Annotated in this window: 23 protein-coding genes; 7 read left to right on the top strand and 16 right to left on the bottom strand. The window is 26.6% G+C overall.

Going from position 1 to position 26,354, the window contains the following annotated elements:
- Positions 1–85 precede the first annotated feature (85 nt).
- Positions 86–2,413, top strand: coding sequence for an inorganic phosphate transporter (locus H0H53_RS01310; protein WP_185870728.1), 2,328 nt, complete (start codon positions 86–88; stop codon positions 2,411–2,413).
- Between the two features lie 6 nt (positions 2,414–2,419).
- Here the strand turns inward: H0H53_RS01310 and H0H53_RS01305 are convergent, their stop codons facing one another.
- Both H0H53_RS01305 and H0H53_RS01300 read right to left on the bottom strand, forming a co-directional pair.
- On the bottom strand, positions 2,420–3,430 hold the full coding sequence (locus tag H0H53_RS01305; RefSeq protein ID WP_185870727.1) for a LuxE/PaaK family acyltransferase: 1,011 nt from the start codon (positions 3,428–3,430) through the stop codon (positions 2,420–2,422).
- Positions 3,427–3,969: a CvpA family protein gene (locus tag H0H53_RS01300; protein ID WP_185870726.1), complete on the bottom strand. Its 543-nt coding sequence runs from the start codon at positions 3,967–3,969 to the stop codon at positions 3,427–3,429. The genes H0H53_RS01305 and H0H53_RS01300 overlap by 4 nt, the downstream gene beginning before the upstream one ends.
- 25 nt (positions 3,970–3,994) lie before the next feature.
- Here H0H53_RS01300 and H0H53_RS01295 point away from each other — a divergent pair, with 25 nt between their 5' ends.
- Positions 3,995–4,372, top strand: a complete 378-nt coding sequence (locus H0H53_RS01295; protein WP_185870725.1) for a hypothetical protein — start codon at positions 3,995–3,997, stop codon at positions 4,370–4,372.
- Between the two features lie 28 nt (positions 4,373–4,400).
- The gene (gene pheS, locus H0H53_RS01290; RefSeq protein WP_185870724.1) at positions 4,401–5,396 is read left to right on the top strand and encodes a phenylalanine--tRNA ligase subunit alpha; all 996 of its coding nucleotides are present in this window, start codon (positions 4,401–4,403) and stop codon (positions 5,394–5,396) included.
- A gap of 15 nt (positions 5,397–5,411) precedes the next feature.
- Here the strand turns inward: pheS and rlmB are convergent, their stop codons facing one another.
- Together rlmB and H0H53_RS01280 are read right to left on the bottom strand one after the other, a co-directional pair.
- On the bottom strand, positions 5,412–6,170 hold the full coding sequence (rlmB, locus tag H0H53_RS01285) for a 23S rRNA (guanosine(2251)-2'-O)-methyltransferase RlmB (protein WP_185870723.1): 759 nt from the start codon (positions 6,168–6,170) through the stop codon (positions 5,412–5,414).
- 352 nt (positions 6,171–6,522) lie between these two features.
- Positions 6,523–6,804, bottom strand: coding sequence for a YtxH domain-containing protein (locus H0H53_RS01280; protein WP_185870722.1), 282 nt, complete (start codon positions 6,802–6,804; stop codon positions 6,523–6,525).
- Between the two features lie 96 nt (positions 6,805–6,900).
- Here H0H53_RS01280 and murB point away from each other — a divergent pair, with 96 nt between their 5' ends.
- Together murB and H0H53_RS01270 are read left to right on the top strand one after the other, a co-directional pair.
- The gene (gene murB / locus H0H53_RS01275; protein ID WP_185870721.1) at positions 6,901–7,920 is read left to right on the top strand and encodes a UDP-N-acetylmuramate dehydrogenase; all 1,020 of its coding nucleotides are present in this window, start codon (positions 6,901–6,903) and stop codon (positions 7,918–7,920) included.
- A 205-nt stretch (positions 7,921–8,125) separates the two neighbouring features.
- Positions 8,126–8,929 carry a purine-nucleoside phosphorylase gene (locus tag H0H53_RS01270; protein ID WP_238784281.1) on the top strand — a complete coding sequence of 268 codons (804 nt, stop codon included), beginning with the start codon at positions 8,126–8,128 and terminating at the stop codon, positions 8,927–8,929.
- A gap of 22 nt (positions 8,930–8,951) precedes the next feature.
- Here the strand turns inward: H0H53_RS01270 and H0H53_RS01265 are convergent, their stop codons facing one another.
- Positions 8,952–9,998 (bottom strand): Mrp/NBP35 family ATP-binding protein, encoded by a 1,047-nt coding sequence (locus H0H53_RS01265; RefSeq protein WP_185870720.1) that lies wholly within the window; start codon positions 9,996–9,998, stop codon positions 8,952–8,954.
- 124 nt (positions 9,999–10,122) lie between these two features.
- On the opposite strand from H0H53_RS01265, the gene H0H53_RS01260 reads away from it, so the two are divergent.
- Positions 10,123–10,770 carry a 4'-phosphopantetheinyl transferase family protein gene (locus H0H53_RS01260; RefSeq protein ID WP_185870719.1) on the top strand — a complete coding sequence of 216 codons (648 nt, stop codon included), beginning with the start codon at positions 10,123–10,125 and terminating at the stop codon, positions 10,768–10,770.
- A 17-nt stretch (positions 10,771–10,787) separates the two neighbouring features.
- Positions 10,788–11,420 carry a nicotinamide riboside transporter PnuC gene (gene pnuC / locus H0H53_RS01255; RefSeq protein ID WP_185870718.1) on the top strand — a complete coding sequence of 211 codons (633 nt, stop codon included), beginning with the start codon at positions 10,788–10,790 and terminating at the stop codon, positions 11,418–11,420.
- Between the two features lie 82 nt (positions 11,421–11,502).
- Here the strand turns inward: pnuC and hisS are convergent, their stop codons facing one another.
- The 11 genes from hisS to H0H53_RS01200 all read right to left on the bottom strand — a co-directional run bounded on the left by hisS (position 11,503) and on the right by H0H53_RS01200 (position 26,354).
- A complete protein-coding gene (gene hisS / locus H0H53_RS01250) occupies positions 11,503–12,933 on the bottom strand; it encodes a histidine--tRNA ligase (protein ID WP_185870717.1) in 1,431 nt (476 codons plus the stop codon).
- A 73-nt stretch (positions 12,934–13,006) separates the two neighbouring features.
- The gene (ftsZ, locus tag H0H53_RS01245) at positions 13,007–14,449 is read right to left on the bottom strand and encodes a cell division protein FtsZ (RefSeq protein ID WP_185870716.1); all 1,443 of its coding nucleotides are present in this window, start codon (positions 14,447–14,449) and stop codon (positions 13,007–13,009) included.
- Between the two features lie 6 nt (positions 14,450–14,455).
- The gene (gene ftsA / locus H0H53_RS01240; protein WP_185870715.1) at positions 14,456–15,808 is read right to left on the bottom strand and encodes a cell division protein FtsA; all 1,353 of its coding nucleotides are present in this window, start codon (positions 15,806–15,808) and stop codon (positions 14,456–14,458) included.
- 4 nt (positions 15,809–15,812) lie between these two features.
- The gene (locus tag H0H53_RS01235) at positions 15,813–16,550 is read right to left on the bottom strand and encodes a cell division protein FtsQ/DivIB (protein ID WP_185870714.1); all 738 of its coding nucleotides are present in this window, start codon (positions 16,548–16,550) and stop codon (positions 15,813–15,815) included.
- Positions 16,551–16,557: 7 nt separating this feature from the next.
- Positions 16,558–17,940, bottom strand: a complete 1,383-nt coding sequence (murC, locus tag H0H53_RS01230) for a UDP-N-acetylmuramate--L-alanine ligase (protein ID WP_185870713.1) — start codon at positions 17,938–17,940, stop codon at positions 16,558–16,560.
- On the bottom strand, positions 17,937–19,040 hold the full coding sequence (gene murG / locus H0H53_RS01225) for an undecaprenyldiphospho-muramoylpentapeptide beta-N-acetylglucosaminyltransferase (RefSeq protein ID WP_185870712.1): 1,104 nt from the start codon (positions 19,038–19,040) through the stop codon (positions 17,937–17,939). The genes murC and murG overlap by 4 nt, the downstream gene beginning before the upstream one ends.
- Positions 19,041–19,054: 14 nt before the next feature.
- Positions 19,055–20,296 (bottom strand): FtsW/RodA/SpoVE family cell cycle protein, encoded by a 1,242-nt coding sequence (locus H0H53_RS01220; RefSeq protein WP_185870711.1) that lies wholly within the window; start codon positions 20,294–20,296, stop codon positions 19,055–19,057.
- On the bottom strand, positions 20,271–21,656 hold the full coding sequence (murD, locus tag H0H53_RS01215; RefSeq protein WP_185870710.1) for a UDP-N-acetylmuramoyl-L-alanine--D-glutamate ligase: 1,386 nt from the start codon (positions 21,654–21,656) through the stop codon (positions 20,271–20,273). Before murD ends, H0H53_RS01220 begins: the two co-directional genes overlap by 26 nt.
- A gap of 8 nt (positions 21,657–21,664) precedes the next feature.
- Positions 21,665–22,873, bottom strand: coding sequence for a phospho-N-acetylmuramoyl-pentapeptide-transferase (gene mraY, locus H0H53_RS01210; protein WP_185870777.1), 1,209 nt, complete (start codon positions 22,871–22,873; stop codon positions 21,665–21,667).
- A 53-nt stretch (positions 22,874–22,926) separates the two neighbouring features.
- Entirely contained in the window at positions 22,927–24,405 is a 1,479-nt protein-coding gene (locus H0H53_RS01205) for a UDP-N-acetylmuramoyl-L-alanyl-D-glutamate--2,6-diaminopimelate ligase (protein WP_185870709.1), read from the bottom strand.
- Complete coding sequence (locus tag H0H53_RS01200; protein WP_185870708.1) at positions 24,402–26,354, bottom strand: penicillin-binding protein; 1,953 nt, start codon at positions 26,352–26,354, stop codon at positions 24,402–24,404. Before H0H53_RS01200 ends, H0H53_RS01205 begins: the two co-directional genes overlap by 4 nt.

Genomic DNA, 26,354 nt, shown 5'->3' with positions numbered 1-26,354 from the left:
AAAAACAACCCCTAAAAATGATATACTTTTGTTTTTTTCTTGAAATTGATTATTAATTAGATTATTAATTAATACTTAACTCTTTATGAAACTTTTTTATCCCTCAATTATAGTGATCCTTTTTGTATTATCTATTTTTGATCTTATTGTGGGTTTGATTAATGATGCCGTAAATTTTTTAAATTCCGCTATTGGATCTCAAGTTGCTTCTCGTAAAACAATCATAATTTTTTCTAGTTTAGGCATTTTATTGGGAGCTTTTTTATCAAGTGGAATGATGGAAGTCGCAAGAAAAGGAGTTTTTGATCCTTCCTATTTTTATTTTTCTGATCTTACTTTTATTTTTTTATCTGTAATGATCTCCGATATTATTTTATTGGATGTTTTTAACACATTAGGATTACCTACTTCTACTACAGTTTCTATGGTATTCTGTTTATTAGGCGGAGCATTCAGTATCTCCATGATAAAAATGTATTACAGTCATGAACCTCTTCATCATTTAAGTCAATACATTAAAGCGGAAAAAACATTAACAATCAGTATAGGAATTTTTTTATCTATTATAATTTCTTTTGTATCTGGTGCTTTTATTCACTATTTTGTACGATTTTTATTAAGTTTTGAATATAAAAATAGATTAAAATATGTAATCATATGGGCCGCTATTTCATTGAGTAGTATGACTTATTTTCTTATTGTAAAAGGACTGTATAGTACTTTACAAGGATTCGATAATTTTACAGGAGGATTTTCCTTATTTATCCATTTTATTATAAGATGGATTCACAATCATTTTTTTGTTTTTTTATTTGTATTATTTTCTACATGGATTATTGTAGCAAATCTATTTGTTTCTCTAGGATATAATATCTTAAAATTTGTCGTATTATATGGGACATTTTCATTAGCAATGGCATTTGCTGGAAATGATTTAGTAAACTTTATAGGAATTCCTATAGCAAGTATCCAATCTTATCATATCTGGAAAGAAGCAGGAAGTCCCCCTGCAGAAAAATTCAATATGAAAAGTTTGTCCGGAAATGTAAAGGTACCATCTTTAGTTTTGATATTTTCAGGAATAATTATGATATTAACACTTTGGTTTTCCAAAAAAACAAAAACAATTACCAGTACGGAAATTAATTTGAGTAGACAAAATGAAGGAACAGAAAAATTTTTATCCAACTCTTTTTCTAGAGGAATCGTTCGATTATTCTTATATTTAGGAAATCAATTTTTTAAATTATTTCCTAAAAGATTTTTGGTTAAAATAGAAAAAAATTTTAAGCAAAAAAAACAACAAAATGACAATGTTGCTTTTGACTTGGTTCGGGCTTCTGCTAATTTAACCATATCTAGTATATTGATCTCTATAGCAACAGTTCATAAACTTCCTTTATCTACAACTTTTGTCACTTTTATGGTTTCTATGGGAACTTCTCTTTCAGATAGAGCTTGGGATAGAGAAAGTGCTGTTTATAGAGTTTCAGGAGTTTTAAAAGTTATAAGAGGGTGGTTTTTAACAGGATTAATAGCTTTTTTGATGGCAGGAGTCACTGCCTATTTTTTGTATTTTGTAAAAGCATGGGCACTTATATTTTTTATTTTTTCAATTATTTTTGTTTTTTATAAGAGTTATCAAAAAAACTCTCAAATAGTGGTAAAAAATAAAAAAGGAGAAGATAAAAAAAGCATTTTTGGAATAGTAGAAGAAGAAATAGAGGATTTAACTTTAGTAAAAACTTTAAAAAAAACTTCTTATTTTTTAGAACCTATACTTGAATCAATAGAAAATATTTATAAAAATAGCATAGAAGGAATTACTCAAGAAAATTTTAAAACTCTTCAATACAGTAGGAAAATTCTTTTAAAAGTAAAAGAAAATTTTTCTAGTATCCATAATTCTTTAATTAGAGTCATTAGAAAAACAAGAAACAGTGAAAGTGAACCAGCTGGTATCCTTTATGTTCATATATACAATAAAACTAAAGAAATCATTGAATCTGCAGATATTATTACGAATAGAACCTTATTTCATGTGATGAATAGTCATAAACCTTTAAAATATCAACAAAAAAAAAATTTAGTTACACTTGAGCATTTTATGATGGAACATTTTAACATTATCAAAAAAAAAATCACAGATAATAATAATAGAAATAGAACATATGAAAAAAAATATGGAAAAGAAGGAAATCATACAAAAATTAAAATTCTCATAAAAATAGAGGAACAAATCAATCAACAGGTAATGGGAATCATTCATCAAAAATATGGAACGAAAAATACTCTATTAATGTTGGATGTGCTTTTACAATCAAAAAAAATTACAGAAAATATAGAAGATATTATTCTAATATACAATAAATACATACCTATTATGTTATTATTAGGATTATGGATCCTATAATTTTTTTTAGAATGTCATCAAATTGCATCCTCGTATATCTGAAAAATCCATTCTTCCTAAGATTTCGAATTCTTCTTCATTGATTTTTTTTCCTAAATCATCGGTAGAAATAAAAGGACAAGATAAATAATTAGATAAATCAATAATATCAATTCCCCCTATTTTATTATTTTTTCTGATATGAATCAAAGGATCTTCCGTATCTCTGATGTATACTTTCATCCAAGGAGGACATCTAAATCTTCCGTTTTTTTTTGCATATGCTTGAGAAAGCAATTCTGTCATTCCATATTCTGAGTGAATATTTTCTACACAGAAACCTTTTTTTAAAACATGATGTAATTCTTCGCGAATGATTTCTTTCCTTTTTCCCTTCATTCCTCCTGTTTCCATAATAATAATATTATTTTTTCTATTTTCGTCTATAATAGGATTTTTGTTTTTCTCTATAAAATCTAATAAGGAAAAACTGAGTCCAAAAATGAAAATATTTTTTTTTATATCTCCTTTCAGGGAAATCCTATCCTTATAAGAAATAAAATGACTTCCGTTTTTATATGTTTTTTGTATCAAATATTTCATCATATAAATTAAGGAAGAATCATTTCTATTTCTTCTTCTAAAAAAGACTGGTGGAAATAAGGCTAAAAATTTGAATGTTTCTATAGCCCCATAAAAGTATTCAAATCCTTTATAAATACTATTAATATAAATCAACAAATCCGATATATAATGTCTACTTTTTATTCCTGTAGTTCCAGTACTTGTGAAAATCATTTCTGGATTTCTCTTTTTTTGACTACTACTACAACAACAAATACAATGTGTTTTAAAAAAGGAAATAGGCAAAAAAGGAATTTCAGAAATTTTTTTAATTTGAAATGGATCAACTTTTAATAATTGAATATAATTTCTGTATATTTTGTTATTTTTTATTTGAAAATTGAATATTTTTAAAGTTAAATCCTCAAATTCTTTTTTTGATGTTATAGAAAAAATATTTTTTTTAAAATTCATTTTTTTATAAAATTTGAAAATAAAAAGTATAATTCTTCTAATTTTCTAAAAAAAAATAGTAGGGGCCCTTTCTTATAGATAGAGAAAATATATTGAAATTCTTTTTCAAAAGAGTTTTTTAAAAAATTATCAGGAATTAAATCTATTTTTTTATTTGCTTCAAGAAGCAAAAGAAGACATATTGATAAATAAAAAAAATATTTAATCATGCCTAATATTCCACCCATCCATTTATCAATAGGATTGATCCATGTAATGACCAAAAAAAATTCTATGATTTTTTTTGTTAAAAAAGCTATAAGAGTTATCAGAAAAAATGAAATTCCTAGAGAGGATACTGTAAAAAAAGGTTCTTGATTATTCCTTATATTTACTTTTTTGATTAAAACATTTGAAGAAAAATGAAATAAATCTACTCCTTTGTAGATTAGAATAAAAAATATCATAAATAAAAATAACTGAGAAAGTAGACCTTTTATAAATCCTTGATATCCACCATATAAAACTATAATTATAATCATTATATCTGAACCAGTCATAATAAGAACTATTTTATTAAATAAAATGAAAAAAAAATTTTTTCAACAATTTCATTTCAATTGGAATAAAGTTATTTTATATATACGAAATCATTTTTGCATAGAAGGAAAAATTGATCCCATTGGAATTATTTACTTGATAGGAATTCAAGAATTAGGAAAAGGTAAAAATAGATTTTTTAATAGAGAAGATAAAATCAATATTCTGCATATTGCAATATGCAGAATATTAGAACCTTTTGGATATTATGTTTTTATTGGAAGAGATAGGGAAGGATGGCCTCATTATTTATTGATAAAAAATCTTCCATTATTAAATAATGAAGAACAATCTTTTTTGATTAAAAAAGCTATCATTCGTTATATGAGTGACGAAAAAATTTTTGATGAAATTATCATGTAATAATGTCATAAAAATTTATGTATGTATTATGGATAAAAAAGAAATGGACAAAATAAGAGAGGAGATCAAGTGTTTTCAAGCTAAAACATATGAGGATTTAGAATTGTTTAGAATTAAATTTTTTGGAAAAAAAAAGGGAATTTTAACTATTTTTTTTAAAAAATTAAAAGAAATTCCATATAAAAAAAGAAAAAATTTAGGTATAATTATCAATGAATTAAAAAAAAATGTTCAAGATAAAATACGATATTATCAAAAAATAAATCTCATAAAAAATAAAACAATATTAAAATTCGATCCTACAATTCCAGGAAAATCTATAGAAATAGGATCTTTACATCCCATATCTATTGTAATAAATAGGATTATAGACATTTTTAAAATGATTGGGTTTTCTTATGTTGAGGGGCCTGAAATAGAAAATGATTGGCATAATTTCACAGCTTTAAATATTCCTATAGATCATCCATCTAGGGAGATGCAGGATACATTTTTTTTGTACAAAAATCCAGACATTTTATTACGGACACATACTTCCTCTGTACAAATACGATATATGAAAAAACATAAGCCTCCTTTTCGTGTTTTATCTATAGGAAAAGTGTATAGAAATGAAACAATTTCATCTCGTTCAAATTTTATGTTTCATCAAGCAGAAGGATTTTATATAGACAAAAAAGTATCCTTTTTAGACCTAAAAAAAATCATTCAATATTTGATAAACTCTCTTTTTGGAGAATCCGTAAAAATACGATTTCGTCCTTCGTATTTTCCATTTACAGAACCTAGTGCTGAAGTGGATCTATATGATAAAACAGGATGGGTAGAAGTCATGGGTTGTGGAATGATAGACCCACAAGTTTTGAAAAACGTTCACATTAACTCAGAAACTTATTCTGGATTTGCTTTTGGAATGGGTGTAGAGAGACTCGCTCTACTCATTTATAAAATCAATGATATTAGAATTTATTTCGATAATGATATTCGTTTTTTAAAACAATTTCAAAGTGATTTTTTTTATTAAAAAAATTTTTTTATGTTACTTACGTCGCGTAGATGTTTTTCTTTGTCGAAAGACTTCATATAAAATAATCCCACAAGCTACAGATACATTTAAAGATGATATTCCTTTCATGGATGCCGGTATTTTTGCTTTTTCTGAAGAAAGTTCTAAATATTTCGTGCAAATTCCATTTTCTTCATTTCCTAATATTATCGCTGTAGGTCCTGAAAAATCAATATTATACCAATATATACTGGACTTTTCTGTCGCTGAAACAATCTTTAATCCGTAGGACATTAAATATTCTATCGTTTTCTGAATATTTTTCTCTTTACATATTGGAATTTTAAATAAAGCCCCTGAAGAAGTTTTTACAGAATCAGATCCTATCAATGCGGTATTTTTTTTTGGAATAATGATAGCATCTGTTCCTGCGCATGCAGCAGTACGAATTATAGATCCGAAATTTCTAACATCAGTAATACGATCTAAAATGAGCAAAAGGGGATTTTTTTTTTCATAAAACATAGGAAGTAAATCTTCTATATGATAAGTGACTATTGGAGATAAAATCCCAAAAACTCCTTGATGATTTTTATTTTTTAATTGATGAAATTTTTTTCTTGAAACAATTTGAATTGGAATATTTTCTTTTTTAGAAAGATTTATTAATTTTTTATAAGTATTAGACCTTTGTTGCTGTCCTCTTTGAAAAAAGAGTTTACTAATAGTCTTTTTAGATTGAATGGCTTCTATCAGGGGATGAATTCCATAAATAACTTCTGATCTCTTCATGAGGTCAAATTTTTATTTTTTTTCAAAAATTTTAAATATTGATTTTTTTAATGAATTTTTTATAAAAATACGTATCATATTTTTACAGAAAAATAATAAAAATAAGAAAATAAAAATATATAAAAAAGTAAGTATCCCAAATCCTACAACATAATTTCCAAAATAATAGGATAAAAAAAAAGATAAAGAAAGACTTAATACAAAAAGGACAATTATGAAAAATATAAGAATAAGAAAATTCAAAAAAATTTCTGTCATTATGGAAACGAACAGTTTAATTGCTTCCTTTTTAAAAAAGGTCAACTTTCTATTGAAAAAATTTTTAATAAAAAAGATAAAAAAGAAACACTTATTAAGTCCCCAATTCATCTTCTACTTGATCCATTTTCTCTTGATTCATTTTATTATCTATTTTATTTTTGCTCCATTTTTTTTCAAAATCCGATTTTATTTTATGGACTTTATTTCCTATTTTTTTCCTTATTTCTTGTAAATTTTCTCTCAATTCTTCAGTTTTTTTTCCTAGTATATTTCTAATTTTAGACTCTTTTTTGGGAGCTAATAGAATTCCAACAACTATTCCTGCCATTGTTCCTAAGATGACTCCCCAAAAAAAACTTCCTACTCTTTTCATAAAAAATAACAATTTTATTATAATAATAGATAAATTTAATCATACAATATTTACGTACAAAATTGTCTTTATTGATTTCTCAAAATATTTTTCTTCATGTTAAATATTAAAACAAATTTTTCTCTAAAAAAATTGAATACATTTGGAATCAATGTTTATGCGCATTATTTTGTAAATGTGAAAAGTATAGAAGAGATACAAGAAATTTTTTATAAATATCCATCTATACCAAAACTTTTTTTGGGAAATGGAAGTAATATTCTTTTTTTTAAAAGTTTTTATCAGGGATTAGTAATAAAAATGGGGATAAAAGGAAAAAAGATCATTCAGGAAAACAACGATCAAGTAATAGTGAAAGCTTTTGCTGGAGAAAATTGGAATGAATTTGTCAGTTGGACTATAAAAAAAGGATTCAGTGGGTTAGAGAATTTATCTTTTATTCCTGGAACAGTTGGTGGGGCTCCTATTCAAAATATTGGAGCATATGGAACAGAAATAAAGGATACTTTATTGAAAGTAGAGGTTTATGAAACTGAGAAGGGAAGAATTAGAGAATTAACACGTGAAGAATGTCAACTCCAATACCGTCATTCTTTTTTTAAAAAATACAGAAATAAATTCCTTATTTTATCTGTTCTTTTTCTATTAAGAAAACAATATCACAAATTGAATACATCATCCATTGAAATCCAAAAAGAATTAGAAAAAATGAATATTAAAAAACCCACTCCTTATGATTTAAGTCAGGCAATTCTTCACATTAGACAAAAAAAACTACCCGACCCAAAAAAAATTGGAAATGCTGGTAGTTTTTTTATGAATCCTATAGTAGGAATTTTTGAGTTTAAAAAATTTAAATCTCAATATCCAACTATTATTGGATATTCCATTTCTAAAAAAAAAGTGAAACTATCTGCTAGTTCATTAATTGAACTAGCTGGATGGAAAGGGAAAAAAATAGGTGATGTAGGAGTATATAAAAAACAACCTATAGTTTTAGTAAATTATGGAAAGGCGAGTGGGATAGATATATATTCTTTTTCAGAAAAAATAACTAAAGACATAAAAAAAAAGTTAGGGATTGTTTTATCTAGAGAAGTAAATGTCATCCTATAATAGATCATCTTTTCCCCTTATTAATTAATTATATCTATTATAAAATAAATCAAAAAAAACTCACTAAAATGTGATAATTTTATCTTATTTCAATCCATTTTACTTTATTTTTTATTATTTACCTTTTCCTTTTTGTTTGTATAGTATAGTAGTAAGTAGTAGGAAATGGGTGCAATAATTTTATTTGATTAAAAATTAATAATTTATGTCAATGCCTTTAGAAAAATCAACAATATATATCCAAAATAAAATCAAAACAAAACCTGATTTTGGAATCCTATTATTAGGAAGCCAGTTTAATCAACTTGTAAAGGAAATAAAAAAACCTATATGTATTTCTTACGAAGAAATACCAAATTTTTCAAAATTATATGGAAAATTTATTTTCGGAGAGATAGAAGAAAAAAAAGTTGTTTTTTTAATAGAACCTTTTTCCTTGTATGAGGATAAGAAAGAAAAAAATACTTTTCCTATTGTATTGTGTAAAAATATAGGAATAGATAAGTTAATACTAATCAATATTTCTGTAGGAGTGAATCCTAATTACAAAATGGGAGACGTTATGTTGGTTAAAGATCATATCAATCTTTTTCCAGAGAAATCTATTTTTTCTATGAATCCTATGAAAAATCAGAATAGTTTTTTTGGGGTTACAGAAGAACCATATGATAAAAAAATGCTTGAAATAGCAGAAAATATAGCTATGAATCATAATATAATCATACAAAAAGGGGTCTATGTCACTTTTCCTTATCCAAATTATAAAACAACTGCAGAATATGCAATGATACGATCCATGGGGGGAGATAGTGTTGGAATGAATAATATCATTTCATACGTGATTGCAGCTAGATCTATGAATTTACGAGTATTTGCTATATCCATTATTATGATGGGATTATCGAATCAACATAAATCTCATCACACCGATTCCATTTTTCAAAAAATGGAAAAATCTATCCCTATTCTAATATTAATTGTAAAAGAATTTATCAAATTCTGTTCTTAATTATTTTATTATTTTTTATGTTTTATGATATATGATAGTTTAGTTGATCGATTATATTTTTCGTAATTCTTCCAAAAATTTGTCTTATCTGATCGTTTTCTAAAACAATAGGAACTCCTAAATCAGAGGATTCTCGTATGTTTTGTAACATAGGAATTTCTCCTAGAAAAAAAATATTCATTTTTTTGGAAAAATTTCTTACTCCATTTTTTCCGAAAAAATAGTATTTTTCTTTTTTGATTAAAAAAAAAGACATATTTTCTATGATTCCAAGTATTGGAACATGAATAGATCTAATTCGAAACATTTCTACAGCTCTATGAACATCAGATAAAGCTATTTTTTGAGGAGTACTAACAATGATAATTCCTTTTAATGGAATTTCTTGTAAAAGGGATAAATGGATATCTCCTGTACCTGGAGGTAAATCTACAATTAAAAAATCTAACCCCCCCCAATCGGTTTCATGAATAAATTTTCTTAAAAATTTAGTAGCCATAGGGCCCCTCCAAACAATAGCCTGTCCAGATTTTGAAAAAAAACCTAAAGATAGAATTTTAACCCCATATCGAATAATAGGATTCATCAGATAATTCCCATTTTTTTTGATAATACATGATGAAATCATATCTTCTTCTAGAAGATTAAACATTAAAGGAATAGAAGGGCCATAAATATCAGCATCTAACAATCCTACATGAAATCCCATTTTCACTAAAGAAACAGCGATATTTGTTGCTATTGTGGATTTTCCTACTCCTCCTTTTCCAGAAGCAACGGCAATTATATTTTTTATTCCATCTATTTTTTTTTTAGTATTTAATACTATCGTTTCTATTCTTATCCTAATTCTTTTTGCATCAAGACTTACATTTTGATATTTTATAGATTGGTGAATATCTTTTTCTAATTTTTTCTTTATATGCAGAGTAGGATTAGATAAGTGGATGTGGATTATGATTTCGTCTTTCAAGAAATCTATATTTTTAACTATTCCTGCTTCAATAATATTTTTTTTATTATCAATAGTAAAAACATTTTCTAATGCTTTTGTAATTTTTTGTTTCATAAAAAAGATTATAATAACATGGATTCTCTAGATTGAGATTTATTTTCACAATAGTACAAAAAAAAATGGCTAAATTTTATAAAATAATAAATCATAAAATGATTCTTATGAATTCCTACCACTTATGTTCATATTGAATAATTTTCATACGAAAATTATCGTTTTTAAATTTAAATGGTTGAATTTAGAAACGATCTTTTCGGAACAATTAATTCTTCTTTCAGAACTTTCTGAAAAAGAGAGAAAGTTTTTTTTATCTTTATCCGAAAAACGTAAAAGAGAATTTTTAGGAGTCCGTTATGCTCTCAGATCTATAGGAATTATGAATATTTTTTACAATGAAAAGAGAAAACCTTTTCTTTTTCCTAAAAAAAAAAGGGATAATTATAATATTTCATTGAGTCATTCTTTTGAAAGAATAGCTATAGCAATTAGCTCCTACCATATAGGAATAGATATAGAAAAATTCAGAAAAGATAAAAAAATAATTAAAGTAAAGAAAAAATTTATTAGAGAGGATGAATCTATTTTTATACATCCAAATCATGAAGAAGAGTATCTTCATATTATATGGGGGATCAAAGAAAGTTTATATAAATTAGAAGGAGGTCTTTCCTCAAGTTTTTTGGATCATTATAAAGTTTCTCCTTTTTGCATAAACAAGGATTTTTGTATATCGTGCTGGATTCTGAAAAAATCATATAGTAAGAGATTTTCTGCTTTTTATAGAAAAATAGATGAACATTACCTTGTTTATATTATAGATAAATAAAAATAATAAATCAATTGATGAATGAATGGATTCATATTTTTTTATCTCCTAATAGGAGTTTATTTCATATTTTTTTAGAATTTTCTGCTGCAACATTGAGTATATTCAGTGTAATATTTGCACAAAATAATAATATATGGTTATATCCAATAGGAATTGGAAGTACGATGATATACAGTTATTTAACTTTTATCACTTCTCTTTATGGAGATTGTATTATTAACCTATATTATACAGGAATGAGTTTATATGGATGGTATTCCAGAAAAAATAAAAAAAATCACCCGATAGCTTTTTCAAGGAAAAAAGATTATTTTTATACAGCTTTATTGTTTGTATCGACTTGTATTTTCAGTACAATGGTTTATTATTATTTCAATGAAAAACTTCAATCCAATTCTGATTATTGGACAGATGGATTAGATGTATTTACAACGGGTATTTTTTTTTCTGGAATGTATCAAATGGCTATGAAAAAGGTAGAAAGTTGGATATTTTGGATAATTGGAAACATTATTTCCGTACCTATTTATTTTTTGAAAGGTCTTGTTTTAACAGGTTTTTTATTTATTTTTCTTGTTTTATTGGCTATAGAAGGTTATGTGATTTGGAAAAAACAAGTTTTTCTTCACAAGAAGAATCACAAATAATATTAATTCAATTAATATTGAAATGTTAATAATGGATGTATGTGTAAAAAAGGAGTAGGAGTTTTTTTTTATTATATTTTTTTTATATTATCATCAATAATTGATTTGCCACGTCCTCTATATTGTCATATTCTGTTTCTATTCTTTTTTTTATATTTTTTACTCGTATTTTCTTTTTTTCCATTTCATTCTTTCCAATACTGATAGCAAATGGAATATTATTATCGTTAGCATATTTAAATTGTTTATCGATTTTCACCGCATTGGGATACAATTGAGTAGAAATCCCTTTTTTTCTCAAAAAATTGATCATCTTATATGCATATAAAACCTCTTCATCTCCGAAGTTAATAAACAATACTTTTGAAGGAAAAGTAGAAATAGTTTGGAATAAATTTTCTTTTTCCATAGACAAATAAATTCTATCTAACCCTAAAGAAACTCCTACTCCAGAAATGTTTTCCATCCCAAAAAAACTAGCTAGTTGGTCATATCGACCTCCTCCACCAATAGAATACTTCTTTTCAGGATTGGATTTATGATGATTGGGGAATATTTCAAATATTGTTCCTGTATAATAATTCATTCCTCTGACTAGAGAAATATTCCATTCTAATTTTGTATTTTTTAAAGAAATATTTTTTATTTTTCTAAAAATAAAACTAAGATCTTTTATTCCTTTTTTTCCTTTTTTAGAAAATTTGAAAGCAACGTTTAAAAATTCCTTTTTTTTTGAAAAATTTTCTTTCATTTCAAAGAAACATGCTATCTTTTCGAAAGAGGGGGATGAAATTCCTTTTCTAAGCATTTCTTTCTTTACTAAATGTCGTCCTATTTTATTCCATTTATCTAAAGATGTAGTAAAATTTTTCCATAGATGATCTTCTATTCCAGAAATTTCTACTAATCCTCCTAAAATATCCCTATGGTTAATATTAATGATTATAGGAAACTTTAATTTAGTAAAAATTTCGTCACAAAGTTGAATGAATTCTATTTCCTGCCATAAAGAGAAAGAAGAATTCCCTATAATATCCGCATCACATTGATAAAATTCTCTAAATCTTCCTTTTTGTGGTTTATCCGCACGCCATACAGGTTGTATTTGATATCTTTTAAAAGGAAAAATAATTTCATTTCTATGCATTACTACATAACGAACAAAAGGAACCGTTAAATCATATCGAAGTGCTTTATTGGATATTTGTTCAGTTAAATGTTTTATCATATCAATATCAATAGTCGTTTCTTTATTTTTGATTTTCGTTAAAAAATCTGAAATTTTTTTACTTAAAAAATTTCCTGAATGAAGTAACTTAAACATTAAGTATTCCCCTTCTTCCCCATATTTTCCAATTAAAGTGGAAATTTTTTCAAAAGAAGGGGTTTCTATTCCAGAAAAACCAAAAAGCTCAAAACAATTTCGAATAATTTGAATTAAATAGTTTCGTTTCTTCATTTCCATTGAGGAAAAATCTCTGGTCCCTTTGGGAATTCCGATAGAATCGTTCATAAAAAAAAATAGTAGTTAGTTAGTAATAAATAAGAATCAACAAATAATTAATAATTCTAAAAAAGAAAATCATTCAAAAATCCTCATTTGGATTATTTTCTTTTTTTAGTATGTGAGATCGTTTTTTTTTATGATTATCTTTCAATGGGGTCCTTATTTTTTCGTAAGAAGAAGAAATAGGAAGATCAAAATAATCTTCTAGCATATATTTTTTATGTTTTTCTTCTTCTAAAAAATTCCTACTGGAAGTATTATTAAGATTAATAGATTGATTAAAAATATTTTTTTTTGATGATAATAAGTTTCCTTTCCTCTTCTTATTCTTATTATTAGTAGTAGAAGAAGGGATTTCTATTTCTCCAACTGAATAATCTTTAGTGGTAGGAGGAAAAGAATCTATTCGTTTTTTTCTCGTAGTCGAATAAGAATGAATTTCTTCTACTTTCGTTAATTTTTGTTTATAAGGTTCTTCTAACCTATGAAATATTTTTTTTTCTTCGTGGTGAATAGCTCTCTGAACTTCAGTAGGAAATCCAGTAGCGACTATAGTCACTGAAATACTTTCCTCTAAACTTTCGTCTTCTCCTATTCCCATAATAATATTAGCATTGTTTCCTGCTTCTGCTTGTATATAATCACTGATGATCCCTATTTCATCTATAGTAATTTCAATTTTTCCTGAAACAATTAGCAAAAGAACATTTTTTGCTCCCGTTATTTTATTATCATTCAATAATGGAGAATCTAACGCTTGAACAACGGCTTCTTTTGCTCTATTTTCTCCAACAGAAATTGCTGATCCCATAATAGCTGTTCCACTTTCTTTAAGAACTGTTCTAGTATCTCTCAAATCTATGTTCTGTTTATAATGGTGAGTAATAACTTCTGCTATTCCCTTAGCAGCAGTGGTAAGGACTTCATCTGCTTTTGCAAATCCTGCTTTAAATCCAAGATTTCCATATAATTCTCTCAATTTATCATTATTAATTACAATGAGAGAATCCACATTTTTTCTTAGAGCTTCTATCCCTTTTTGGGCTTGTTGTAGCCTCATTTTTCCTTCAAAATAAAATGGAATTGTAACAATTCCTACAGTAAGAATGCCTTTTTCTTTAGAAATTCCTGCAATAATGGGAGCTGCACCTGTTCCAGTTCCACCTCCCATTCCTGCTGTGATAAAGGTCATTTTTGTATTAGAATCTAAAATACTTTTGATTTCTTCTAGACTTTCTAAAGCGGCTTTTTCTCCTACTTCTGGATCTGCACCTGCTCCTAATCCTTCTGTAATAGAAGCTCCTAATTGAATTTTTACGGGAACTGGATTATTATTTAGAGCTTGTGCATCTGTATTACACGCTATAAAATCTACCCCAGTAATTCCTTGTTCAAACATATAGCTTAAAGCATTACTTCCTCCACCTCCTACACCAATTACTTTGATTGCCGCGGAACGATTTTTTGGAAAACCAAATTGAACGTTCTCTTTTTTTTGTTGTATGAAATCTTCTTTTTTCATTGTTTATTATTCTGTATCATTCAATATTTGACGGAATTTATCTGCCCAAATTTCAAGAAAAGATTTAGATTTTTTTTTATTTTTTTTCTTTTTTAAAGAATCTTTATCATTATTATTATAATCTCTACGATGAGAGATAGGAAAAAACTCAGAAGGGTTTTCCTCATCATATCTAGAAACCATTTCTTTACAATTTTTTTTATCTTCTAACCCGTTAATTATTAATCCAATAGATGTTGCATATTCTGGATTACTTATCATCCCATTTTCTCCTCCTGCAATATGCTCATTTGAATACCCTACACGGACATCCATTCCAGTAATATATTCTGTTAAAGGACGAATATGTTTTAATTGAGATCCTCCTCCTGTCATCACTAATCCTGCTATAAGTCGTTTTTTTTGTTCCTCATTTCCATAATTTTTTATTTCTATATTGACTTGTTCCAAAATTTCACATACTCTTGTATGGATAATTTGGGAAAGACGTTTTAAAGAAATCTCTTTAGGATCACGACCTCTTAATCCAGGAATGCAAACAATTTCTGTTTCTTTATTTTCACCTGGCCACGCAGATCCAAATTTTATTTTTAGCAATTCTGCTTGTCGTTCAATAATTAAACAATCTGTTTTAATATTTTCAGTGATTACATTTCCCCCAAAAGGAATGACGGCTGTATGTCTAATAATGTTATCTTTAAATATAGCAACATCCGTCGTCCCTCCTCCTATATCCACTAGAGCCACACCTGCTTCCCTTTCTTCCATGTTTAAGACAGCTTCTGCAGAAGCTAAAGGTTCTAAAGTCATTCCTGCCAAATTTAATCCTGCGGCTTTTACACATCTTCCAATATTTCTAATAGAAGAAATTTGTCCTACTACTACATGAAAATTTGCCTCTAAACGACTTCCATACATTCCTATCGGTTCTACTATTTCTGCTTGACTATCTACTTTGTATTCTTGTGGAAGAACATGAATTATTTCTTCTCCTGGAAGCATAACAAGTTTATGAACTTGATCAATTAATTTTTGTATATCTTTTTGATTAATAACATTTTCGAAATCTAATCTTGTAATATAATCATTATGTTGTAGACTTCTAATATGTTGTCCTGCAATCCCAACAACCACTTCTTTTATTTTTAACCCGGAACTATGTTCCGCCTCCGATACAGCTTCCCGAATGGCTTCTATTGTCTGAGTGATATTGTTCACAACCCCTCTATGTACACCTATACTTTTAGATCTACCTATACCTAAAATCTCAATTTTATTATATTCATTTCTCCTTCCTACTATAGCTACAATCTTCGTAGTTCCCACATCAAGACCTATAGCTATATCTTGATATTCCATAGACTTATCTTTTTTTAGCGACTACTTGGTCCTTATATTGTAAATCAATACTTTGATATTGATTAATATCTACTTTATTTAAGTACTGCTTATAAAAAGCTTTTAATTTATTCAATTTACTTTTAAAATCCTCTAGATTTCCTAATATAATTTTATGATTTCCTATTTTTGGAATTAAAATAAATAAGTTAGAAACCGTTTTCTTGACACTAATAATTTGATGTTTTAATAATTCATCCGAGTTGATTTCCTTGACTAAATTAACTAAATGTTTCTTTTCTTCTTTTGAAAAGGATCCTTTTGCTAAAATCACTTTTGATGAATAAAAAGAAGAAAGTTCTAAGTTTTCCGCTTCTTTAGTCAGATAATATTCTTTATTTCCATTTTTTATTCTTAAAATCGGTTCTTTTTGCAAAACTTTAATATTTAGGGTTCCATCCACATTAATAAACACTTCAGATTTTTTTATAAAAGGGGAATCATTTAATTGTTTTTCCATTCTTAATATACATAATTGACCGATTTTTTTTTCAATTTTTTCTATTCTAGAAAATAGAATCCTTTTAATAAGCTTTTCATTTATAAAATGATCATTAGATGATAATGGATAAATGATTATATTGAATTTTTTTAAATTTCTATTTTTATGTATTTTTTGAGAAAAAAAAGAAAAGAATATCATAAAAATTGTATATAATACTAAAATAGCGATAAATATCATTTTGTTTTTTTTTCTATTCATTATATTATTATCCATATCGTTTATCCAACCATTCTTTGATAGGACGGATTAATATATCAATATTACCGGCGCCTATTGTTAGTAGAATATCAAAATTTTTTTTTTCAATTTTTTCTAAAACTTTGTTTATGTTTAGAGAAGATCCTTCTTTTTTTTCAGAACTCATTTGAATCTTATCTAATAATCTATTCGAACTAATTCCATTAATGGGGAACTCTCTGGCGGGATAAATATCTAATAAAATTAGAAAATCAAGCTTTTCTAAGCTTTTAGCAAAAAAAATTTCAAAATATTTAGTTCTACTAAATAAATGTGGTTGGAAAATTCCTAATATTTTTTTTCCTGGAAAACACTTTTTGACAGTAGTAATTAAGGCATTAATTTCTGTAGGATGGTGTGCGTAATCATCTATATATATTTTTTTTATAGATTGATAATGGATAGAAAATCTTCTTTTAATTCCCTTAAATAAAAATAAAGCCTTTCGAACATCTTCATTTTTTATTTTTAAATAATCTGATATAGCTAATGCCGCCGTCACATTTTTTAAGTTATGAATTCCTGGAATCGGCAAGGGAAGAGATTTCCATGTTTCTGTTGAAGTATGAAAATCAAAATACCATTTATTATTTTCTTTTACATAAACATGATTAGAATAATAATTTGCTGATTTTTTTTCTACAGAATAATAGATCGCGTTTTGAGATGAAAGAAATTCTTCTTTGCAAAGAAATATTTTTTTATATGGATTTTTTATTCTATTTGAAAATTCTACGTAAGCCTCGATTAAGGATTCTCTTTTTGGATAAGTATCTATATGGTCTTGATCTAAAGACGTAATACATGCTATATTTGGGGATAAAGATAAAAAAGAACGATCAAATTCATCAGCTTCTACTAAGAAAATTTCCGTTCCATTCGATATAAGATTAGATTGATAATTTTCAGATATTCCTCCCAAAAAAGCCGTTATATTTTTTCCAGAACTATATAAAATATGTGCTAATAAAGTACAAGTGGTTGTTTTTCCATGTGTTCCTCCTATAGCTATACAAATTTTATCTTTTGTAATTAAAGATAAAACCTGAGAACGTTTTTTTATATTTTTACCATATTTTTTTATAAAAATCCATTGGGGATGATTCTCTGGAATAGCTGGAGTATAAACAATTAAACATCGTCTAGAATGAATCCATTTAGGCAATATTTTTGTATGATCATGATAATTAATTGATATCCCTTCTTTTTCTAACTTTTTCGTTAAAAGGGTTTTATCTCTATCATATCCAGATACTGTTTTTCCAAGATAATGAAAATATCTGGCTAAAGAACTCATTCCCATCCCTCCTATTCCTAAAAAATAAAAAAAATCAATTTGATTTATATTCATAAAATAATCTGTAAAATTTCGTTTACAATATCGTTCGTTGCTTTAGGTTTTCCTAATTGTAAAATATTTTTACTCATTTTTTTTTTCATACTAGAATTATTGAGAAGTTGTATAGTAGAATCTACTAATTTTTTATCTATCTCTTCGTTTTTTATTATCAAAGCAGCTTCTTTTTCTTCCAATATTTTTGCATTTTTATTTTGATGATCATCTGATGACCAAGGAAAAGGAATTAATATATAAGGTTTTCCTATTAAACAGATCTCTGATATAGTTAAAGCCCCAGCTCTAGATACAATGATATCTGCTGCGGCATAACATATCGGAATATGATCAATAAATTCCATTAAAAGAAAATTTTTATGATGAGAAATTCTATTTTTTCTAATTCTCTGAAGAGACCCTTTTCCTAACTGCCAAATAAGTTGTATATCTAAATGTATCAATTTTTTTAATCCTTTTCCCCAAGCATTATTAATACTATTTGACCCTTGACTTCCTCCCATAGATAAAATAATTGGTTTTTCTATTTTTAATCCTAAATGAAGACAAGCTTCTTCTCTACTAGGTAATTGTAATATTCCAGATCGAACTGGATTTCCAGTGATTATGGTTTTTTTTTGGGGAAAAAATTCTTTGGATTCTTCATAAGCAATACATATTTTTTTCGCATAACGAGAAAAAATTCTATTGGTTAACCCAGGAAAAGAATTTTGTTCTTGAATCAGAATGGGAATTCTATTTTTTTCTGCAGCATATAATGTTGGAAAACTCACGTATCCTCCTGTTCCAATAACTAAATTAGGAGAAAATTTTTGAATGATTTTATTTGCTAAAAAACAACTATATATCAGTTCCATAAACAAAATGACTCCTGACAAAGAAAAAAAATTTTTTTTCCCACCTGAAATACAAATACTTTCTATTTGATATCCGAATTTAGGAATTTCTTGCATTTCCATGTGTTTTTTAGATCCAATAAATAAAATATTTATTTCTGGAATCTTATTTTTCAGTTCATCTGCAATCGCTATTCCTGGATAAATATGGCCTCCGGTTCCTCCACTCCCAATAATAATTCTAGGGGAAATTTTTTTCATGTCTTCATGAATTTTTAATTGTTAGTAGTCGACCTTGTTTTTCTAGTAATAGAAGAATTAGTAGGATCATTAGAAGAAGTATCAGTATGTTTTTTATTATTATCTATTAGTATTCTTCTACTAACACTCAGTATTATTCCAAAACTAAAAAAAGTAACCCACATAGAAGTCCCTCCAGCACTAATCAACGGTAAAGTTTGCCCTGTTACAGGAAATAAACCAACTGTGATTCCCATATTAATCAGCGCTTGATTGATAATTGGGAATCCTACAGCAAGGACCAATAAAGTACAAAAATAATTTTGTACTTTTGTTGCAATGATCATAATTCTAAGTAAAATAAGGATATAAATAAACAAAAGAATAACTCCTCCTACAGATCCATATTCTTCTATAATAATAGCATAAATAAAATCTGAAGAAGATTGAGGAAGAAAAGCTTTCAAAACACTTTTTCCAGGACCACGTCCAAATTTATTTCCTAAAACAATAGCTGTTTTGGATTGTTTCATTTGATAACTTTCTTTAGAGTTATGATCCAAAAAATTTTCTATACGACTTTTCCATGTATAAACTCTATTTTTTGGATTTTTTTCTCCCCATTTGAGAACAGAATAAATGTATCCACTTGCAGCTATGATTCCCATTAATAAGATACCTATAATCCCTGTAAATGGATATCCTCCTATAAAAAGTAAAATTAAAACTGAAATAAAAACAATTGCTGCTGTAGATCCATTAGATGGAAAAATCAGTCCAATAATAAAAAATATAGGAAATATCAAGGAGAAAAAAGAATTCAAAATATTGATTCTTTTTTTCTTTTTTTTAGCTGCTAAATATCTAGCGCAATAAATAAAGAGAACTAATCCAGCAATATTAGAAGTTTGAAAAGATATATTAATAATAGGAATATGCAACCAACGAGAAGCATTGACGCCATATACTTCTTTTCCTTGACTAATAGTCAAAATTAGTAAAATGAATACTATAGGCATTGAAAGGATAGATAGACGATAAAAATATTTATAGTCTATGAATTGAGTAAAAAAAAGAATGCAGAACCCTATTAGCAAAAAAAGAGCATGTTTGAATAAATAACTGAATACTGTATTTGTTCCTCCATATGTAGTCACTAAATTTGTACTCGCTGAGTAAACTGGTAAAAAAGAAAATAGAGCTAACAACGTGATAAAAGCCCATAAATATCTATCTCCTTTTATATATCTATTAAAAAAAATATCTATTTTTTTCATAGAAAAGGTTTCTTACTTCTTGTTTAAATTTATTTCCTCTTTCTTTATAATCTTGAAAAAGGTCAAAACTAGAACATGCAGGAGATAAAAGAATATTATCTCCATGAGTAGATAAAATGGAAGCCATACGAACAGCCTTTTTCAGGCTATCTGTTTCCACAATAATATCAATAATATTTTGGAAAAAATTTACAAATTTCTTATTTGTTTTCCCTAAACAAATTATTGCTTTTACTTTCTCTTTAACCAAGGGGACAAGTTCACTATAATCATTTCCTTTATCTTTTCCTCCTGCAATCCAGATTATAGGAGAACTCATGCTTTTTAATGCATAAAAAACAGCATTGACATTAGTCGCTTTAGAATCATTGATGAATTGGACTCCATTAATGCTTAATACTCTTTCCATCCTATGTTTTATAGGTTTTAATCCTAATATAGCAGAGATTACTGATTTTTTTTGAATATTTAATGTTTCTGATATGGTAATTGAAGCCATCATATTATAAAGATTATGATCTCCTTTTAAAGGAATATTTTCCACATTTAGAATATCTCTTTCTTCATTTTCTTTTTTTCTAAAAAATATGTTATTCCATTTTATATAAGTTCCTACATGTAATTCTTCTTTAATAGAAAAGGGAATACATTTAGATTGAATTGGATACTTTTTTAATCCTTCTCTGATAAGAGGATCATCGTAATTATAAATCAAAAAATCATCCTTCCTTTGAAGGGTTGCAATTTTAAATTTAGAAAAAATATAGTCTTCAATATTATTATTATATCTATTCAAATGATCTCTTGTAATATTTAATATGACTGCAATATTAGAACGGAATTTGAAGACATCATCTAGTTGGAAACTACTCAATTCTAAAACATAAACATCTTTTTCTTTTTTTTTTAGAACTTCCCGTGAAAAACTATGTCCAATATTTCCTGCTATTCCTACACGAACACCTTCTTTCTGAAGAATTTTGTAAACAATGAAACTGGTAGTCGTTTTTCCATTACTTCCTGTAATTCCAATAAAATAGGAAGTTTTCCTACTATAACTTTTTCCAAATTCTAATTCAGAAATAATGGGGATTTTCAAATGTTTTATTTTATTTATCAACGGAATTCTTCTAGAAATTCCAGGACTTTTTATTACTTTGATTGCTTTTTTAGCGATTAAACTTTCTGTATGTCCATTCTCTTCAAAAAGAATTTTATTTTCTATTAAAATTTTTTTGTATTTATTAGGAATAATTTCAGAATCAGATACAAATGGGATAAACCCCTTTTTTTTCGCTAATAAAGCAGCTCCAACTCCGCTTTCTCCCCCTCCTAATACAACTATAAAATTTCTTTTCATTGTATTATTTAATTTATTATTAACAAAATCAATACAATTATAGAAAGCATCATTTGTATAATAAAAAAACGATTGACTATTTTTCTTTCGTGATATCCTAATTTTTGAAAATGATGGTGTAAAGGAGCCATTAGAAAAATTCTTTTTCCTATACCATATTTTCTTTTAGAACATTTAAAATATAATACTTGTATTATGACAGAAAGATTTTCCATAAAAAAAATACCACATAAAATAGGAAGTATTAATTCTTTTCTAGTAATAATAGCCAATGCAGAAATAACTCCCCCTATTGTTAAACTCCCTGTATCTCCCATAAAAATTTGTGCTGGATACGTATTATACCAAAGAAATACAATCAAGGATCCTAAAAAAGAAAAAAAGAATATAAATATTTCTCCTATATTAGGAATATAGAGACTATGAAGATAAAAGGATAAATTTTTATTACTGGAAATTAAAGATAATAAAAATAATGTAAGTAAAATAATAGAAGAAATTCCAGCGGTTAACCCATCCATTCCATCAGTAAGATTTGCCCCATTGGATAAAGAGACCGTAATTAAAATCACGATAGGAATAAAAATAACCCATGCATATTTTTCCCATTTTTTATTATACCATCTTAAAATACAAGCGTAGTCAAATGAATTTGATTGAACAATCAGAGGAAGAGTTGTTTTAAAAACATGTTTTTCTTTTTCAACTAAATGGGGTTGAATATTTTTGATAGGATCATGATCTATTTTTTTAATAGTAATCTTTTTATGAAAAGACATAGTACTTCCAATAAAAATTCCTAAAATGATTTGACCAAATATTTTACCAATGACATTTAGTCCATTTTTATTATTATATTTGATTTTTATATAATCATCTATAAATCCAAGACATCCCATATATAGTGTAGTGACAATTAAAATCATCACATATACATTATCTAATGTAGAAAGAAAAAATGTAGGAATTAATGCAGAAATTATAATTATAATTCCCCCCATTGTGGGAGTTCCTTCTTTCTCTTTTTGTCCAACAAGTCCAAGATCTCGTATATGTTCTCCTATTTTGTTTTTTCTATGATTCCAACAAATAATTTTTTGATAAAAAATCAATGCGATGCAAATAGATAAAATAAAAGCAATTCCTGATCTAAAAAAAATAGAATTTACAAAAAAATAAGAATCAGGAATAAAGTTTTTAAAACTCTGAAAAATCATCATACTTACAAAGTATTATTGAATGAATCAAGAACATACAATAATAATTTTTTTTATTTATTTAATAATAATGTTTTAACGATTTTCATATCGTCAAAAGGATAACGTTTTCCTTTAATTTCCTGATAATTCTCGTGTCCTTTTCCTGCTATAAGAATAATATCTTTTTTTTTTGCAATTTGAATTGCGGTTTTAATAGCTTCTTTTCTATTTAGAATAGTTCTAATAGCAGATTTTTTTTTATTTAGAGATGATCTAAATTTTTTCATATCTGTTAATATTTGATTTGGATCTTCTTCCCTAGGATTATCTGATGTGAAAATAGAGAAATCACATGTTTCATAAACTATTTTCCCCATTAAAGAACGTTTTCCTCTATCTCTGTTTCCTCCACAACCTATCACACAAATTAATTTTTCATTTTTTCTTTTCATTTCTTTATTAATAGTATTTAAAACGGTCTTTAATCCATATGGATTATGAGCGTAATCAACAATTATACGTATTTCTGAATTGGATAAAAATTGTTCAAAACGTCCTTTAATGGGGTGGATTGTCTTTATTCTTTTCAATATTTTATGTTCTTTTTTCCCCAATAGCATAGCTGTTGCGTAACTTGCTAATAAATTGGAAACATTAAATTCCCCAATTAAACGGGTAAAAAAAATATTCCCATTTATCAGCAACTTGTTCCCATTAATATTTTTCTCTAAAATTTTTATACTGTAATCTGCTTTTTTTTTTACTCCATAAAAATAAGTTTTTGCCAAAACATTTCTTATGATTTTATGTGAATTTTTATCATCTGAATTAATTAATGCAAAAGCATTTTTATGCAAAAAATTTGAAAAAAAAGACCTTTTAGTTGATAGATAATTATCAAAAGATTTATGATAATCTAAATGATCATGTGTAATATTAGTAAATACTCCCCCTGTAAATAATAATCCTGAAATTCTTTTTTGATGAATTCCATGTGAACTAACTTCCATAAATGCATATTTACATTTTTTTTGTATAGATAGATTTAAATATTTATTAATTTCAATAATGTTAGGAGTGGTATGGATAGTAGGAAATTCTTCTAATAGTATTTTTATCCCCATGGTAGAAATAAGAATAGACTTTTCTCCCATTTTATAAAATAGTTGGTGAAGCATGGTCGCAACAGAAGTTTTTCCATTTGTTCCCGTAATTCCTACTAATTTTATTTTCTTTGTAGGATGATCATAAAAATTAGAGGAAATCATTCCTAAAGAATCCGTTGAATCTGTAACAAGTATATAGGTAATCTTCTGATGGAGTAGTAGTCTAAAAGGTATTTTTTCACAAACTATAGTATTGGCCCCTTTTTGTATAGCCTCCATAATAAACTGATGTCCATCTCTTTTTTTTCCTTTATTGGCTACAAAAATCATATTTTTTTTTACTATTTTAGAATTCATAGAAATTCCTTCTATTAATTTTGAAGTATTTCCTATAATTTTTAATACATGTACTTTTTTTAAAAGATCTTTTAATATTTTTTTCATTCTTCTAATTCAAGAACTATAATTTGATTTTTTTTCAATCTTTCTCCTGGTTTCACTGATTGATGAATAACTTTTCCTATTCCATTATATTTTATATGGAACCCTTGATTCTCTAAAATGGGAATGATTTCTTTTCCAGGAACAGAAATAATATTTGGCATGATTCCTTTGTCAAGAGAATATTTTTTCGATTCTTTAATTTTTTTAAGAAAATCAATATTTATTTTTCTTGTTTTCGAAAACACTTTTTTTCCTATTCTTGTATAGATGTATCTAGCTATTTTATCAAATACGGGAACTGCTACTTCTATTCCATAATAGCCTTTTTCTGGTTTTGAAATAACAACAATACAGGAATATTTTGGGGCATGAGCAGGAAAATATCCTACAAAAGAACTATTATAAGTTGTTACAAATCCTTTTTTCCAATAATCTAATTGTGTTGTTCCAGTTTTTCCTGCATAAGGATACTCTGGATGATAATATTTTTTAGCTGTTCCATTTTTGACAACTCCTTCTAACATGTCTTGAATTTTCTTTAAAGAGGTTTTTCCCGCTATAGAAGGATTGATGATTATAGGTTTTGTATATTTTTTTATACTTTTTCCATGAAATTTAATTTCTCTAATAAAAAGAGGTTTTATCATTTTCCCTTCGTTTGCAATAGCATTATAAAAAGTAAGAATTTGTAAAGGAGTTAATTTAATGTTATATCCAAAAGTCATCCATGGTAACGTTATTCCGCTCCAATTTTTTTTTCCAGGTTTTGGAATAAAAGGATCACTTTCTCCGGGAATATCTATTCCTATTTTTTTATCTAATTTCCATTTGTATAAATGTTTGATAAATCCTTTTGGATCATTTTTATAATGATCATAAATAATTTTTGCTACTCCTACATTTGAGGACCGTTCCAAAATCTGTTTGGGATTCATTTTTTTATCTCCTCTATAATGACTATCGCGTATTTCTTTTCCTTTCAATTTAAAAACACCTCCTTCAGTATTTATAATCATGTTTACATCTATTTTTTTATCTTCTAGAGCAGCAAGAATAGCCATAGTTTTGAAAGTTGATCCAGGTTCATTTCCTTCCCATACCGCAAAATTTCTTAAATCTTCATAAGTATTTTTTTTTGTTTTTTCCAGATTCATCATGACAGGGATTTCTCCACTTTTTACATCCATGAGAATCACACATCCATGTTCTGCATGAGAAATGGACAATTCTTTAAGTAATGCATGATAAGCAATATCTTGTAAGTCTATGTCTATAGTAGAATAAACGTCTTTTCCATCTTCTGGATCTACTTCATTTTTTAATGGCTTCCATATTTTATAACTAATACGTTGTTCTAGTCTTTTTCCATCTTTTTCTTTAAGAAATTGACTAAAGGCTCCCTCTAATCCCGCTTTTCCTCTATGATCATCATATCCTAATGTTCTTTTTCCTATATTTTCTAATGTATGAATTCTACATATTTTTTTTTCTACAATAAAACCTCCTCGTATTTGTCCTTGATTGAAAATAGGAAATCCTCGTAATATTTTGAAATATGGATAATTCAAATTTTTGACTAACAAAAAATATCTATTCCCCTTTTTTTTTTCTGATTGAAATGTTTCATAAAAAAAAGATCTTGATTTTTTCAACAAACATTCCAAAGAATCACATAAAAAAGAAATATTATCTTGAAATAATTTTTCTGAAATAGATCTAAAATCTATATGAATATCATACTTTATGATAGACATAGCTATTAGACTATTGTCTGAAGCATAAATATTTCCACGTTTTGCTTTAATTAAATTGGTTCTAATAACAGATTTTCTATCTTTTTCTGAAGAATTCTGAATCTGGAATAAGTTAAAAATAATTCGTACAGCAATAAATATGAATAAAAAACCAATTAAATAAGATCTATATAATAACCTTTTTTGGTTCATCAT

Source organism: Blattabacterium cuenoti (genome assembly GCF_014251955.1).
GTDB lineage: Bacteria > Bacteroidota > Bacteroidia > Flavobacteriales > Blattabacteriaceae > Blattabacterium > Blattabacterium cuenoti_L.
The sequence above is the reverse complement of the archived record's forward strand: the minus strand, read 5'-3'. Positions and strand labels throughout refer to the sequence as shown.

Excerpts from the sequence above, each read along its gene's own strand:
- H0H53_RS01310 (WP_185870728.1), top strand. The coding sequence starts at position 86 with ATGAAACTTTTTTATCCCTCAATTATAGTGATCCTTTTTGTATTATCT.
- ftsZ (WP_185870716.1), bottom strand. The coding sequence starts at position 14,449 with ATGAAAAAAGAAGATTTCATACAACAAAAAAAAGAGAACGTTCAATTT.
- H0H53_RS01200 (WP_185870708.1), bottom strand. The coding sequence starts at position 26,354 with ATGATGAACCAAAAAAGGTTATTATATAGATCTTATTTAATTGGTTTT.
- H0H53_RS01260 (WP_185870719.1), top strand. The coding sequence starts at position 10,123 with ATGTTCATATTGAATAATTTTCATACGAAAATTATCGTTTTTAAATTT.
- H0H53_RS01295 (WP_185870725.1), top strand. The coding sequence starts at position 3,995 with ATGAAAAAAAAATTTTTTCAACAATTTCATTTCAATTGGAATAAAGTT.
- pnuC (WP_185870718.1), top strand. The coding sequence starts at position 10,788 with ATGAATGAATGGATTCATATTTTTTTATCTCCTAATAGGAGTTTATTT.
- H0H53_RS01265 (WP_185870720.1), bottom strand. The coding sequence starts at position 9,998 with ATGAAACAAAAAATTACAAAAGCATTAGAAAATGTTTTTACTATTGAT.
- H0H53_RS01300 (WP_185870726.1), bottom strand. The coding sequence starts at position 3,969 with ATGACTGGTTCAGATATAATGATTATAATTATAGTTTTATATGGTGGA.
- H0H53_RS01220 (WP_185870711.1), bottom strand. The coding sequence starts at position 20,296 with ATGAAAAAAATAGATATTTTTTTTAATAGATATATAAAAGGAGATAGA.
- murD (WP_185870710.1), bottom strand. The coding sequence starts at position 21,656 with ATGAAAAGAAATTTTATAGTTGTATTAGGAGGGGGAGAAAGCGGAGTT.
- H0H53_RS01280 (WP_185870722.1), bottom strand. The coding sequence starts at position 6,804 with ATGAAAAGAGTAGGAAGTTTTTTTTGGGGAGTCATCTTAGGAACAATG.
- H0H53_RS01205 (WP_185870709.1), bottom strand. The coding sequence starts at position 24,405 with ATGAAAAAAATATTAAAAGATCTTTTAAAAAAAGTACATGTATTAAAA.
- hisS (WP_185870717.1), bottom strand. The coding sequence starts at position 12,933 with ATGAACGATTCTATCGGAATTCCCAAAGGGACCAGAGATTTTTCCTCA.
- murC (WP_185870713.1), bottom strand. The coding sequence starts at position 17,940 with ATGAATATAAATCAAATTGATTTTTTTTATTTTTTAGGAATAGGAGGG.
- H0H53_RS01235 (WP_185870714.1), bottom strand. The coding sequence starts at position 16,550 with ATGAATAGAAAAAAAAACAAAATGATATTTATCGCTATTTTAGTATTA.
- murG (WP_185870712.1), bottom strand. The coding sequence starts at position 19,040 with ATGAAAAAAATTTCCCCTAGAATTATTATTGGGAGTGGAGGAACCGGA.
- ftsA (WP_185870715.1), bottom strand. The coding sequence starts at position 15,808 with ATGGAATATCAAGATATAGCTATAGGTCTTGATGTGGGAACTACGAAG.
- rlmB (WP_185870723.1), bottom strand. The coding sequence starts at position 6,170 with ATGAAGAGATCAGAAGTTATTTATGGAATTCATCCCCTGATAGAAGCC.
- H0H53_RS01270 (WP_238784281.1), top strand. The coding sequence starts at position 8,126 with ATGTCAATGCCTTTAGAAAAATCAACAATATATATCCAAAATAAAATC.
- H0H53_RS01305 (WP_185870727.1), bottom strand. The coding sequence starts at position 3,430 with ATGAATTTTAAAAAAAATATTTTTTCTATAACATCAAAAAAAGAATTT.
- pheS (WP_185870724.1), top strand. The coding sequence starts at position 4,401 with ATGGATAAAAAAGAAATGGACAAAATAAGAGAGGAGATCAAGTGTTTT.
- murB (WP_185870721.1), top strand. The coding sequence starts at position 6,901 with ATGTTAAATATTAAAACAAATTTTTCTCTAAAAAAATTGAATACATTT.
- mraY (WP_185870777.1), bottom strand. The coding sequence starts at position 22,873 with ATGATTTTTCAGAGTTTTAAAAACTTTATTCCTGATTCTTATTTTTTT.